13 protein-coding genes are annotated in these 12583 nt (G+C 52.5%); 2 read left to right on the top strand and 11 right to left on the bottom strand.

Annotation, left to right across the window (positions count from 1 at the left end):
• Nucleotides 1–37: 37 nt before the first annotated feature.
• The 3 genes from MUB23_RS10950 to MUB23_RS10940 are packed head-to-tail and all read right to left on the bottom strand — an operon-like array spanning nt 38 to nt 2670.
• Complete coding sequence (locus MUB23_RS10950) at nt 38–1345, bottom strand: hypothetical protein (protein ID WP_244800521.1); 1308 nt, start codon at nt 1343–1345, stop codon at nt 38–40.
• Nucleotides 1346–1371: 26 nt separating this feature from the next.
• A complete protein-coding gene (locus tag MUB23_RS10945; RefSeq protein WP_244800520.1) occupies nt 1372–1749 on the bottom strand; it encodes a DUF6483 family protein in 378 nt (125 codons plus the stop codon).
• An 18-nt stretch (nt 1750–1767) separates the two neighbouring features.
• Nucleotides 1768–2670 carry a LysR family transcriptional regulator gene (locus MUB23_RS10940; protein WP_244800519.1) on the bottom strand — a complete coding sequence of 301 codons (903 nt, stop codon included), beginning with the start codon at nt 2668–2670 and terminating at the stop codon, nt 1768–1770.
• 140 nt (nt 2671–2810) lie between these two features.
• Here MUB23_RS10940 and MUB23_RS10935 point away from each other — a divergent pair, with 140 nt between their 5' ends.
• Nucleotides 2811–4019, top strand: coding sequence for a cation:proton antiporter (locus MUB23_RS10935; protein WP_244800518.1), 1209 nt, complete (start codon nt 2811–2813; stop codon nt 4017–4019).
• A 10-nt stretch (nt 4020–4029) separates the two neighbouring features.
• Here the strand turns inward: MUB23_RS10935 and MUB23_RS10930 are convergent, their stop codons facing one another.
• The 8 genes from MUB23_RS10930 to MUB23_RS10895 all read right to left on the bottom strand — a co-directional run bounded on the left by MUB23_RS10930 (nt 4030) and on the right by MUB23_RS10895 (nt 11301).
• Nucleotides 4030–4770 (bottom strand): aminotransferase class IV, encoded by a 741-nt coding sequence (locus MUB23_RS10930; RefSeq protein ID WP_244800517.1) that lies wholly within the window; start codon nt 4768–4770, stop codon nt 4030–4032.
• Nucleotides 4771–4780: 10 nt separating this feature from the next.
• Nucleotides 4781–6136, bottom strand: a complete 1356-nt coding sequence (pabB, locus tag MUB23_RS10925) for an aminodeoxychorismate synthase component I (protein WP_244800516.1) — start codon at nt 6134–6136, stop codon at nt 4781–4783.
• Entirely contained in the window at nt 6081–6731 is a 651-nt protein-coding gene (locus MUB23_RS10920) for an anthranilate synthase component II (RefSeq protein WP_244800515.1), read from the bottom strand. The genes pabB and MUB23_RS10920 overlap by 56 nt, the downstream gene beginning before the upstream one ends.
• Nucleotides 6732–6993: 262 nt before the next feature.
• Complete coding sequence (locus tag MUB23_RS10915) at nt 6994–8046, bottom strand: ABC transporter substrate-binding protein (RefSeq protein WP_244801185.1); 1053 nt, start codon at nt 8044–8046, stop codon at nt 6994–6996.
• Nucleotides 8047–8068: 22 nt separating this feature from the next.
• Entirely contained in the window at nt 8069–8860 is a 792-nt protein-coding gene (locus MUB23_RS10910) for an ABC transporter permease (protein WP_244800514.1), read from the bottom strand.
• Nucleotides 8860–9672: an ABC transporter permease gene (locus MUB23_RS10905; protein WP_244800513.1), complete on the bottom strand. Its 813-nt coding sequence runs from the start codon at nt 9670–9672 to the stop codon at nt 8860–8862. The genes MUB23_RS10910 and MUB23_RS10905 overlap by 1 nt, the downstream gene beginning before the upstream one ends.
• A complete protein-coding gene (locus tag MUB23_RS10900) occupies nt 9665–10735 on the bottom strand; it encodes an ABC transporter ATP-binding protein (protein ID WP_244800512.1) in 1071 nt (356 codons plus the stop codon). Before MUB23_RS10900 ends, MUB23_RS10905 begins: the two co-directional genes overlap by 8 nt.
• 32 nt (nt 10736–10767) lie before the next feature.
• The gene (locus MUB23_RS10895; RefSeq protein WP_244800511.1) at nt 10768–11301 is read right to left on the bottom strand and encodes a helix-turn-helix domain-containing protein; all 534 of its coding nucleotides are present in this window, start codon (nt 11299–11301) and stop codon (nt 10768–10770) included.
• Between the two features lie 203 nt (nt 11302–11504).
• Here MUB23_RS10895 and MUB23_RS10890 point away from each other — a divergent pair, with 203 nt between their 5' ends.
• The gene (locus tag MUB23_RS10890; protein WP_244800510.1) at nt 11505–12566 is read left to right on the top strand and encodes a lactonase family protein; all 1062 of its coding nucleotides are present in this window, start codon (nt 11505–11507) and stop codon (nt 12564–12566) included.
• Nucleotides 12567–12583: the final 17 nt, after the last annotated feature.

The following is a 12583-nucleotide window of genomic DNA, read 5'->3' as shown; positions in this document are numbered from 1 at the left end:
AAAGACGCTGCAAGTTCTATTTTGCAGCGTCCTTTTTCTACTCCTCCTGAAGCGGATAAAGGATCTCTTCAAACGGGTCCACCAGATAATCCCGGTCGACCCCATTCACCTGGAACCGAAGAAAATATCCCGGCTTTCTCCAGCCCCAAAAAGGATCCTTCTTCCAGCTGGCCCCATAGACCGAAGAGATTTCCTGTCGGTACACGGCTGCATCCCCCAGCTGTTCTTCGGCAAAAGCCAGTGCTTCCGGATAAGACAGGGAAGGCATCCTTGTCAAAAGCATTCCCCAGAAAAATGCCAGGGATACCGCGCAGGCGATCCAGCAATATTTCTTTTTCCGGGTAAGTAAGAATAAAAGCGCCCCGGCCAAACCGATCCAATACAAATTCAAAGGATCCAAGCACAGCAGCCGGTACACACTTTTCAGCCAGAGAACCGACAAGATCATGCTGAACGCGATCAGCCACAGGATAAGCTCCGATCCCCGGCCCCAGGTTTTTACCTGTTTTTCCCGGCAGGGCCGGTCCACCCAAAAATAGCAGATCCCAAGAAAAATGAAAAGGCCGGCGGCCCCGGATAGACTCCTGATGTCGCTTCCCCAGACATACCGGCTGGTCAAAAACAGTCGGAACACAAACACGATCAGCAGCGCCACGCCGACGGCGATTGACCGTCCCATATAGGTTTGCTCCATCTCCGGGCGGACGCCCTTTAACCACCGTCTTTTTTCTTCCGGCACCGCCCTCCCTTTTTTCAAATCCAGATAGACTACGGCTCCGGCCACCAGTTGGTAAAGGCCAAAAATCAGGATAATCCCATCCGTGATTTCCATAGAAAAATTCCCCTTCAACCGGCAGCTCTGGAGCAAGGCCATGATCTCCTCCTGCTGCCGCTCAAAAACCGCTTTGGAAAGGATGCCTTCGGCGCCGTAGTGCTGATCGCCTAAAATCATCTCCAGCCGGATGTCTCCCTCGCCGGTCTCTTTCCAATACAATTCCCCCTTCACGCCCCAATCGGTTCGAAAATCGGTCATCACCCCTTGGTGGTCCGCCATAGGATAGATTGTAAAATGGCTGTAGTAAAGACGGAGCGTCTCTTCCCGGTCCCCCTCCACATACACAAAAACCTCTGATCCGGGAGAGCTGTCCCCTTCCAAGGATTCTTCCCGACTTGCCTCATACTCCCAGCCCTCCGGACAGTAAAAGGAAAGCTCCCGATCCTCTGAAAGCTCCACCTGGCACTTGGGAACTTTCCCCGCGGAGGCGGCAGGCCCACAAGAAGCGGCAAAAAACAGGACAAACAAAAGGACAAGCCAACACGTTCTCTTCCCTGTCTTTTCTTTCATACTCCTCCTTGTCTCCGCTCCGGCCGTTAAAGAAGCAGTTCAAAATCGTACCGGTAACCGAAGTCTTCTCCCACGCTCCTGGCCCCGTCCGCAATCTCTTCCTTGCTGTAGTCATGGTCATCTAAGAAATCCTCCGCCATCTCGTTCAGATGCAGGTAAAACGCCATGGCCAGCCGGAAATGTTCCGGATTTTCCGGATCCAGCTCCTCGGACAGCAGATTTTCCGCTTCATTGATCTCTCCGGAATCCGCCAAGATCAGCAGTTTCCGGTAAAGGGCATCCTCCGCAGAATCCTCCGCCTCCTCCGGCAGCTCATAGCGAATCAGCTCTTCATTCAACACCATTTTCCCCAGCGCGCGCACCATATCCCGAATGGCGCGGGTGGCATAATCTTCACTTACCATCTCTCTCCTTCCCGGCCGTCATACCTGGTACAGCCGCACTCGTTCATTATAAATTTTGATGATATCCTGCAAAACTTCCCGATGGTCGAAGTCCGGATCATAAACCAGATTGATCTCCCGGATCATGCTGAGGTTTTCAATCGGAAGCACTGTGATCTTTTTTTTCTTCCACTCATCCATACAGGCGCTCTTTGCCAGAATGGAGACACCGAAATCCCGCCGGATCAGATCCTTGATTGTGGCGATATTGTCCACCTCCAGGATAATATTAAACTCATCGATGGACATGTTCTGGCTTTCCAGATGGGCCACGAAAAGGTTTCGGGTCCCGGAGCTGGGAAGCCGCAGAATCATCCGCTCCCGCTTCAGTTCCTCCAGAGTGACAATGTTTTTCTTTGCCAGCGGATTGCTGTTGGAGACAGCCAAAACCAGGCAGTCGGTGTCCAGCAGCACCGAGCGAAGTCCCGCGCAGGTCACTTTTCCTTCGACAACAGCCAGATCCACCTCATAATTTTTGACCCTTTCATAAAGATTATTTATGGAGTCAGAAAGCATCGTTATGGATACATCTTCTTTCTCGCTGCCGTATGTGGCCAGAACTTCGGCGATCGCACTGCTCTCCGCCGTGTGGGTGATGCCGATGGTCAGCTTGGTCAGCTGCTTTTTTTCATCTGCAATATTCTGCAGCATATTTTGGTAAAGAGAACACATCCGTTTCGCATACTTGATTACGATCTCCCCTTCTCTGGTGGGGCGCAGCTGTCCCTCCCCCCGGTTAAACAGCTTCACTTTCAGCTCATTTTCCAACTGACGCACATGCTGGCTGACGGCGGGCTGAGTCAGAGATAGCTGTTCGGCCGCCCTGGTAAAGCTTCCGGTTTCATAAACTTTGAGCAGCGTGGTCAGTTTTGGATCCAGCATTTCCCACCTCCATAAGTTTTCCTTATCCTCCTGCAAAATATCATCATGATCTTTTATTTTTTAATCTGATATAATTATAGCATCGATAGAGGAAAAAGCAATCTGGTTTTCAAAATTTTCAGATTGCTTAGGAGGGCAAGATGGTTCAATTATACCAAGGATTCAACAGCAATACAGCCGTACTGATTACACTTTCGCTTCTGCTCTTCTCCGGCTTTTTGCTGACCCGTTTTACCAAACTGCTCCGGCTCCCCAACGTATCCGGTTATATCATCGCAGGCGTGCTTTTAAGCCCCCACGTGTTGAACCTGGTTCCGGCGGAGCTGATCGCTCATATGGGGTTTTTAAGCGATATCGCGCTTTCTTTTATTGCTTTCAGCGTCGGAAAATATTTTCTGCGGGACGTCATCCGCAGCACCGGCCTGAAAGTAATCCGGATCACTCTCTGGGAGTCCCTGGCCGCAGGTGCCGCCATCACCCTGGCAATGCACTTTCTGTTCCAGATGGAATGGGATTTCTCCCTGCTTCTCGGAGCCATCGCCACGGCCACCGCGCCGGCCAGCACCATCATGACGATCCAGCAATACCATGCCAAAGGAGAATTTGTCAATGTGCTGCTCCAGGTCGTGGCGTTGGACGACGTGGTCTGTCTTTTGGTGTTCAGTGCCGCCGCCGCCCTGCTCTCCGGAAACAAAACCGGCAGCTTTTCTATTTCCAGCATGATGCTGCCGATTCTCTACAATCTGGGAGCTTTGGTACTCGGTGTTCTCTGCGCGCTGCTTTTATCCCGCCTCCTCTCCCCAAAGCGCAGCCGTGACAACCGGCTGATCCTGGCTGTGGCCATGCTTTTGGGAATCGCAGGAATCTGCGCCGCCTTCGACACTTCCCCCTTGCTTGCCTGTATGCTTTTCAGCGCGGTATATGCCAACAAGACCGGCGATACCAGTCTCTACTTACAGCTGGACAATTTTACCCCGCCGATACTCTCGCTCTTTTTTGTGGTCTCCGGATTGAATCTGGATCTTACAACCTTGACCGTGGTCGGCGTCGCCGGAGTCGCCTATTTTATCATTCGGATCCTGGCAAAATACCTGGGAGCCTACCTCGGCTGTATGAATAAGGATACTTCATCCGGCGTCCGCACCTATCTGGGCTTTGCTCTGGTTCCCCAGGCAGGAGTCGCCATCGGCCTTGCCTTCCTGGGACAGCGGATTCTCCCGACACAGGAAGGCAATCTGCTCCTGACCATCATCCTCTCCTCGTCGGTGCTCTATGAACTGATCGGACCGGCCTGCGCCAAGTTTGCCCTGTTCCGTTCCGGGGCGATTTCAAAGGAACCTTCCTCATAAGCGCAGCGCCTTAGAGGAGACGTTTCTTCTCCGCTTCCGCCAGCTTCCGGTACTCCTCCCTGAGCCGGTCCGAAACCGCCCGCCTCGAAAAGACATGCTTCCACACGCTGCGCACCGGCATAATCCCCATCAGGGAATTTGACAAAAACAGCTCGTCGCAAGTGGAGAGGTCCTCCGGATAAAGCGTCTGCTCTTTCACCCCCAGCCGCTCTAGGAGACACCGGCGCAGGATCCCAGGCAGAAGGCCGGATGATGCAGGAGGCGTGAGAACCTCTCCCCGCCGCACCAAAAACAGATTTGTGACGGCTCCCTCAGTCAGCTCTCCCCTGGTATTAACGAAAATGACCTCATCGAAGCCTTCCTGCGCAGCCCTCCGCTTTTCCCAAAGGTTTTCCCCGGCACACAGAGTTTTATAGCGGACAAACGGGGACGTCTCATTGCGAAGAATTGGACTGAACGCCACAGAGAACCCCTTTTTATAGTCCTGCGAACCATACGGATTTTTTCTGCGGCTGTATACCGCGTTTCCGGCGGACACCGCAAGCTTCAGCACTGACCGGCCGCTTCCGTTTTGTTCCGCCTCCCGGCGAATCACATTACAGGAAGCCTCCGGAGGCACAGGAATGCCCAAAAATCCAAGCGCCTCCCGCAGCCTGTTGCAATGCGCTTCCGCAAACAGCGGAATGCCGTCCTCGACTGCGATTGTCTCAAAGGCCCCCAGGCCAAAATAAAACCCTTCGTCGTAAATCATGACTTCCTCCTTATTCCTCCGAGAGCGCCTCAAGCAAAGCCTTGGCTTTTTGCAGTGTCTCTTCATATTCAAATTCCGGATCGGACTCACAGGTGATGCCGCCACCCACCCCCAGGGTGTACGTGCCGTCCCGGTGCAGCGCCGTGCGGATCACGATGTTCCAGTCACAGCTTCCATCGAAGCCCAGATACCCCATGCTCCCTGTGTAGATGCCTCTTTGCCCATGCTCCAATTCATCGATGATTTCCATGGCGCGGATCTTGGGAGCCCCGGTGATAGAACCGCCGGGAAAAGCAGGGGCAAGCAGATCCACTGCGCTTCTCCCTTCCCTCAGTTTACCCACGATTGTAGAGACCAAATGAAAGACGGTGGCATAGGCCTCCACTGAAAAATGTTCCGTCACCTGCACACTGCCCGGCCGGCAGACATGGTTCAGATCATTCCTCTCCAAGTCCACGATCATCAAAAGCTCACTGTGGTCCTTGTCCGATTCTTCCAGCTCCCGCCGCAGGGCCGCATCCTCCTCCGGGTCTTTTCCCCGCTTCCGGGTTCCCTTGACCGGCCGTGTTTCCACAACGCAATCCTTCACCCGCAGAAACCGTTCTGGCGAAGCGCTGAGAATCTGGAAATCCCCATAGTCCAGGAATCCACCGAAAGGGGACGGGTTGTACCGGCGCAGATAGCGGAACACCTCATAAGGCTTCCGGCTGCTTTTCACCGTCAGCTGCTGTGTCATATTGGCGATGTAGATCTCTCCCTCCACAATATACTCCATCATGCGGCGGACCGCTGCTTTGTATTCTTCCTTTTCAAAATTGGCGGAAAAATTTGCCTGTTTCTTATTCTTGGCTGGAACAGGGGACGGGAGATGATCTCGGATGTCCCGCTCCGCTTCCGCCGCCGCCTTCTCTAATGGGCGGAACCGTTCCCCGGAAGTCAGATAAATGCGTTTTGCCTGAAAATCCTCAATCAAGTATTCATCGTAAAAGACAAAAACTGCCTCCGGTACTCCATCCGTCTTAGAGTGACGGGTGGGAATCTGTTCAAACTTTCTCCCATAATCATAAGAAAAATATCCGATCCCGCCGGACAGGAACGGCAGCTCCGTCAGGTTGTCCTCGCGGCAGTCGGATATGACACGGCCAAGCCGCTCCTCCATCGTCCCTTCTGTCCGCGCTCCATTCTCGTACAGGATCCCCGATTCCTCCCGCAAAATAAGCCAGGGCTTCCGTCCTATCACGGAAAAACGTCCCATATTGTTTTTCAAGGATGAGTCAAGAAAAGAAGCCGGACGTTCCTCCCGATACCCCTCAAACAAATCGGCCAGCTGACAATACTCCTTCAGAGCCGTCACCTTTGTTCCCATGGTTCTCCCTCCATTCTTCGCATATATTCATAAAATTTCTTAGCAGCTCCGGCCCATATTGGGTCAGCACAGCCTCCGGGTGGAATTGCACTCCATAGACCGGCAGTTCTTTGTGACGGATGGCCATGACCGCGCCGTCCTCCGCCACCGCATCTACCGCCAAGCAGTCCGGCAGCTGATTTTGGCTGACAACCAGGGAATGATACCGGGTCACCTGGTACTTCGCCGGCAGTCCGGCAAACAGTCCGAGCCCCTCGTTTCGAATCCAAGTCACTTTGCCGTGCATCGGCCGGTCCCCTTTTTTTACCGAAGCGCCCAGCTCACTGCCGATCACCTGATGTCCCAGACAAACGCCAAGAACCGGAACTCTTCCCATCATCCGGCGCAGGACGGCGCCGGAGCGCCCGCAGCCGGATGGGCTTCCCGGTCCAGGGGAGAGGATCACGCCCTCCAGCATCCCGGACACCCAGGCTGACTCCAACCATTCCAGGGAAATCTTATCGTTCCGGAACAAGGTAACCTTGCCTCCCAGACATTCCAGGTAGACGGCGAGGTTATAGACAAAAGAATCATAATTGTCCACCATCACATACATTTTTTATCCTCCTTGTGTGATTATGCCAAGGGGGCCGATCTCAGCGTTGCGATGCCCGAACGGCCCCCCTCGGCGCTCCCCCCTCTTGGGCACGCTTCTGTATTGACAAAATAAAAGCCGAAAGCATGGCAGGACTGGTTGACAGTCCTGCGATTACTTTCGGCAGTTTTCCTTTTATTTGGACACACCTTTTTTAATTGTCATGGGCAGCGCCCGATATAGGGGTAGGATAGCATGTTTTCTGCCATCTGTCTATCACTTTTTACCGCGACTTGAAATCTTTCCAATAGCTGCTGAAAAGGTCATCCATTTCTTCTCCCAGGTAATGGTAGACTTCACACCGCGCGAGGATCTCTTCCGGAGGGAACAGAGCCTCGTTTTCCAATTCTTCTTCACTCATCAGCTTCATGGTCTCAGTATTCGGCGTCGGGTATGTCAGGTATTCATAAGTCATCATGCCGATATCACCGCGGCACATGAAATTAATCCAGGCTTCCGCATTCTCCTTGTTCCGGCAATTTTTCGGAATGACCCAGGAATCTAGCCAGACGTTGCTTCCCTCTTCCGGGATCACGTACTTCAGATTTTCATTTTCATCCTGGCAGTAGAGAACCTCCCCGGAATAAATCACTCCGATCGCCGCAGATTCCCCGATCAGGAAATCCCGCGCCGAGTCATTCACGTATTTATAGACGAAAGGTTTCTGCTCGACCAAAAGCTCCGTGGCCTCGGCCAGCTTTTCCTCATCGGTAGTATTGCAGGAGAGGCCCATCCGCTTAAATGCAATCATATAGATGTCCCGCAGGCTGTCCTGCATCAAAATTTCGTCAGTGTAAGCCGGGTTCCAGAGATCGGCCCAGCTGGTAATCGATCCTTCCGGGATCACCTCCGTATTGTATAAAATCCCTACGGTACCCCAGTTGTACGGCACCGAATAGCGGTTGCCCGGATCAAAACTGTCGGAGAAATTCCGGCAAGTCTCGCTGATATAGTCAAAATTGGGGACATTGGCGTAGTCGATCTCCGTCAGCAGGCCGTTTTTCACCATCTTTTCGATCATATAATCCGAAGGGCAGACCACATCGTACCTTACGGAGCCGGATTCGATCACCGGATACATCTCCTCGTTTGTGTCGTAAGTATCATAGATCACTTCGATCCCGGTCTCTTCCTCAAACATCCGGATCACCTCCGGAGCAACATAGTCCCCGTAATTAAAGATATACACCTGTCCGTTCTCCCCGCCTGCGGATTCCGGGGAACTGCCGCACCCGGCAAGGCTTCCGGCCGCTAACAGGCTAAAGAAACAAAGCATAAATTTTTTCAAAACTACCTCCTCAGCCTCCGGCTTTTTTCGTCCGCTTCTCCCGGTAGCCCGGCAGGAAATTGGCGACGATCAGCAAAATCAATACGGTTGCAAACATCACCGTCGACAAGGCATAGATCGACGGGCGGATTCCCACTTTAACCTGGCTGTAAATCAGGGTGGACAGCGTATTGACACCGGCGCCTCTTGTGAAATGGGTGATGATAAAGTCGTCCACCGACATGGTGAACGCCATCAGAAACCCGGAGACAATGCCCGGACGAATCTCCGGCAGCACCACTTTGATAAAAGCTTGGATCGGGGTCGCCCCCAGATCCAATGCCGCCTCATAAGTGGTTTTCCCCGCCTGCTTCATTTTCGGCAGCACGCTCAGAACCACATAGGGAATACAAAAGGTGATATGCGCGATCAGCACCGTATTCCGGTTCAGGGAGATCCCAAAGGCCACGAAAATCAACATCAGGGAAATACCGGTCACAATATCCGAATTGACCATTGGAATATTGTTCAGCATCAAGATGACCGCCCTGGAACTGCTCTTCATCTTCTGGATGCCGATGCAGGCCAGTGTTCCCAGCAGGGTCGCCACCACAGCGGAGATCAGCGCGATCGCCAGCGTATTCCAGATCGCCTCCCGTATCGCCTCATCCTGGAACATTTCCTGGTACCAGCGAAGGGAAAAACCGCCCCACTTCGCCATGGACTTGCTCTCATTAAAGGAGAGCACCATCAAGGTAAAAATCGGCGCGTACAGGAACACGCAGATGATTCCCAAATAACAACGCTCCACTATTTTCTTCATCAGAACGCATTCCCCTCCCCGCCTTTATCGAATTTTGCCAGAAACAGCATGCTGATCAGGATAAAGACCATCATCACCAGGGAAAGGCCAGAGCCCAGATGCCAGTTGGATCCCACGGTAAACTCCTGGTCGATGATATTTCCGATCAAAAGCAACTTGCCGCCGCCCAGCATATTGGGAATCACGAAGGTGGTCAGCGATGGGATGAACACCATGGTGATGCCGCTGACAATGCCGGGAACGCTCAGAGGAATCAGGATTTTAAACAGAATCTGCCGGTTGCTTGCCCCCAGATCCCGCGCTGCCTCCACCACGCTGTTGTCAATCTTCATCAGCACATTATAGACCGGCAGCACCATAAAGGGAAGGAAATCGTAAACCATGCCCATGACAATGGCGGCTGGCGTGTTGATCAGCCGCAGGCTGGGAAGCCCCAAAAAGGACAGGATTCCATTGATCACTCCATGCTTTTCCAGAATAGTTTGCCAAGCCATGGTCCGAAGCAGAAAGTTCATCCACATCGGGAGGATGAAAAGAAACACCACAAAGCCTTTTTGGCCCAGTCCGGTTTTCCGCAGGATCAGGCCCAGGGGATAAGCTAAAATCAGACAGATCAGAGTGCTGATCACCGCCAGCAGCAGAGCCAGGCCAAGAGCTTTCGCATGGGCCGGGACCGTGATGGCGGACAGGTTGGCGAACGTAAAAGCGCCGCTCCGGTCGGTCAGACCGTAATAGACGATCATCCCCAAAGGCACGACCGTGCAGCAGATCATCCAGATCAGATAGGGCCCTGCCAATAATTTTCTACTCATCGACACCGATCGCCTCCTCATCCTCCGAAGCCGGTTTATTCATGATCTGAATGTTAAACGGATCCACGGAAATGCTGACCGGCGTTCCGACCGGATAGCAGCCTGTACTCTGAATCAGCCACTCAAAACCGCCTGCCTGAACTTCCATCTCATAGTGGACGCCCTTAAAAATCAGATGGGAAACCACGCCGTCCAAGGTTCCTTCCCCCGGCTGCTTTAATACAATATCCTCCGGCCGGATTACCACATCCACAGGCTTATTCCGGCCAAATCCCTCGTCCACGCAGGCAAATTGATATCCGAGAATCTCCACGAGGCGGTCCTGAAGCATGATTCCGTTCAGAATATTGCTGTCCCCGATGAAATCCGCCACGAACGCGTTCTCCGGCTCGTTGTAAATTTCCTCCGGCGTCCCCATCTGCTGGATATAGCCCTGGTTCATCACCACCACCTTGTCCGACATGGTCAACGCTTCCTCTTGGTCATGGGTGACATAAATAAAGGTGATGCCCAGCTCATTTTTCAGGCGGATCAGTTCATACTGCATATCCTGGCGGAGTTTCAGGTCCAGAGCGCCCAAAGGCTCGTCCAGCAGGAGGACCCGCGGCTCATTGACAATGGCCCTGGCAATGGCGATCCGCTGCTGCTGGCCGCCGGAAAGAGACGCCACGCTCCTTTTTTCATAGCCGTCCAGGTTGACCAGCTTTAAGGCATATCGGATCTTATCCCGGATATAATTCTTGCTTTTTCCGCTGATTTTCAGCCCGAAAGCGATATTTTCCTCAATATTCATATGAGGAAACAGGGCATATTTCTGGAATACGGTGTTCAGATGCCGTTTATTGGGCGGCACGGCCGCAATGTCTTTTCCTTCAAACAAAACCTGTCCCTCGTCCGGCTTTTCAAATCCCCCGATGATCCGGAGCGTTGTAGTCTTGCCGCAACCGGACGGACCCAGCAGCGTAATAAATTCGTTCTCCTGCACTGAAAGGTCCAGCTCGTCCAGCACCTTGGCGCCGTCAAAGCTTTTCGATATTTTCACTAAATCAATCAATGAACCCATCCCGACTCTCCTCCTATGTAAATCCACGCGTTTTAAAAGCTGGGCGGCGTGCTGACCCAAATGATTACTGCGCCGGACAGGGAACTGAGATAGTGGGTCTGATCCGGCCTATAATAAAAAGCTTCCCCTTTTTTTGCCTTATATGTGCGTTTTCCCAAATGAATTGTCACGGCCCCCTGGATCACGTAACCAAACTCCTCCCCTTCGTGGGGATTATCCGGATAAGTGGATCCGCCTTTTTTAAGTGTCAGGCGAATCGGTTCCATCTGGTTTTTCTGGGCATTGGGAATAATCCATTCCACCTGGTTTTTCAGTTCCGAATCCAGTTTTTCAAAAAAATCCTCCCTTTGAAATACAATCTGCTCTTCCGCGGAATCGTCAAAGAAATCTTTCAGGCTGGTACCCAGGCACTGCAGGATATCGGTCAAAGTCGCGATCGAAGGCGAAGTCAAATCCCTTTCCAGCTGGGAGATAAAGCCCTTCGACAGCTCCGCCCGGTCCGCCAGTTCTTCCTGCGTCAGTCCCATCTTCACCCGGAGTTCCTTGATCTTCGGTCCAATATCCATCGCTCCACCTGCTTTCTGATCCAAGCGCCTGCCGAAAGAAGCAGAAGCTAAACATAAAGTTTAGTAATTCTAAACTGCAAGATACATATTATCTCAGAGCCTTTCTTCTGTCAATAGTTTTCCTCCGGAATCTTAACAAATTTCCAGTTCTATGATATAATGGGCATGAAATGAAAATTCTTTCACTCCGGAAGGAGGCTGCCATGAGCCAATTTTATACTGCCTACGTCGGTTCTTATACGGATATCAATACCTGCAAAGGCCTGACTATTTTCGATGTAGATGTAGAACGCGGGGACTTAAAGAAACGTGGGGAAGTCGAAGTCAGCAATGCAACTTACCTAATAACGTCTCCGGATCGGAGATACCTGTATGCAGCCACGGATAAGGGAGTGGCTTCTTTTCGGATCCTGCCCGATGGAAATTTGCGGCGCCTGAACACAGCCGCCATCCGCGGAATGCGGGGCTGCCATCTGTCGACCACAGCCGACAACCGTTTTCTTTTTGTCTCCGGCTATTTTGATGGAAAGATCACAGTTCTGCATATCAACGAGGACGGCTCCGTGGGCCCGATTGCAGACGGAATCTTCCACAAAGGGCCTGGAAGCGTGGCTGAGAGGAATCTCCGTCCCCATGTGCGCTGCGCAGTCCTGACTCCGGATGAAAAATATCTTTGCGTTGCAGATTCCGGCATTGACCAGATTAAAATCTACCGTTTTCACCATGAGACCGGCGAGCTGACCCCGGTCGATGTGATCCGCTGCCGTCTCCAGGCAGCCCCCTGTTTCCTCTTATTCTCACCGGACGGGAAGTACCTCTATACAATCAAAGAGCTGAGCAACAAGATCTCTGTCTATACTTATGACGGTTCCGGGAAACAGCCGGTGTTTGAACAGATCCAAGCCATTTCCACATTGGGAAAGCAATTCAACGACTACAGCGCCGCTGTCACCATGGAATTTGCAAAAGACAGCGACCGTCTGCTGTGCACCAACGCCGGAGACCACAGCCTGGGAATCTTTGAGAGGGACCGGGAAACCGGACTTCTGCGTCAGATGAGCGTCCTTCCGATCAGCGGGAAGTACCCGACGGATGTCTGCGTATTTCCGGATGAAAAGCACTTGTTCTGCACCAACTACGATTCCAGCACGCTGACCTTTTTCCGGGTCGATTTTAATACGGGGCTGATCGTAATGTCCCGCGCTCCCATACCAGTGGATCAGCCGGAATGCGCTCTGATCGTGGCGCCTATGCAGGAAGAATAATCCCGAAAACGTTGGAA

It is taken from the genome of Cuneatibacter sp. NSJ-177 (assembly GCF_022867805.1).
Taxonomy (GTDB): domain Bacteria; phylum Bacillota; class Clostridia; order Lachnospirales; family Lachnospiraceae; genus Pseudolachnospira.
Note: the sequence above shows the minus strand (reverse complement) of the source record. Positions and strands in the feature narration are given on the sequence as shown.

Bases quoted from the DNA above. Each gene is read 5' to 3' on its own strand.
- MUB23_RS10910 (WP_244800514.1), bottom strand. From the start codon at position 8,860: ATGAAGAAAATAGTGGAGCGTTGTTATTTGGGAATCATCTGCGTGTTC.
- MUB23_RS10920 (WP_244800515.1), bottom strand. From the start codon at position 6,731: ATGTATGTGATGGTGGACAATTATGATTCTTTTGTCTATAACCTCGCC.
- MUB23_RS10895 (WP_244800511.1), bottom strand. From the start codon at position 11,301: ATGGATATTGGACCGAAGATCAAGGAACTCCGGGTGAAGATGGGACTG.
- MUB23_RS10905 (WP_244800513.1), bottom strand. From the start codon at position 9,672: ATGAGTAGAAAATTATTGGCAGGGCCCTATCTGATCTGGATGATCTGC.
- MUB23_RS10890 (WP_244800510.1), top strand. From the start codon at position 11,505: ATGAGCCAATTTTATACTGCCTACGTCGGTTCTTATACGGATATCAAT.
- MUB23_RS10950 (WP_244800521.1), bottom strand. From the start codon at position 1,345: ATGAAAGAAAAGACAGGGAAGAGAACGTGTTGGCTTGTCCTTTTGTTT.
- MUB23_RS10900 (WP_244800512.1), bottom strand. From the start codon at position 10,735: ATGGGTTCATTGATTGATTTAGTGAAAATATCGAAAAGCTTTGACGGC.
- MUB23_RS10940 (WP_244800519.1), bottom strand. From the start codon at position 2,670: ATGCTGGATCCAAAACTGACCACGCTGCTCAAAGTTTATGAAACCGGA.
- pabB (WP_244800516.1), bottom strand. From the start codon at position 6,136: ATGGGAACAAAGGTGACGGCTCTGAAGGAGTATTGTCAGCTGGCCGAT.
- MUB23_RS10945 (WP_244800520.1), bottom strand. From the start codon at position 1,749: ATGGTAAGTGAAGATTATGCCACCCGCGCCATTCGGGATATGGTGCGC.
- MUB23_RS10930 (WP_244800517.1), bottom strand. From the start codon at position 4,770: ATGATTTACGACGAAGGGTTTTATTTTGGCCTGGGGGCCTTTGAGACA.
- MUB23_RS10935 (WP_244800518.1), top strand. From the start codon at position 2,811: ATGGTTCAATTATACCAAGGATTCAACAGCAATACAGCCGTACTGATT.
- MUB23_RS10915 (WP_244801185.1), bottom strand. From the start codon at position 8,046: ATGCTTTGTTTCTTTAGCCTGTTAGCGGCCGGAAGCCTTGCCGGGTGC.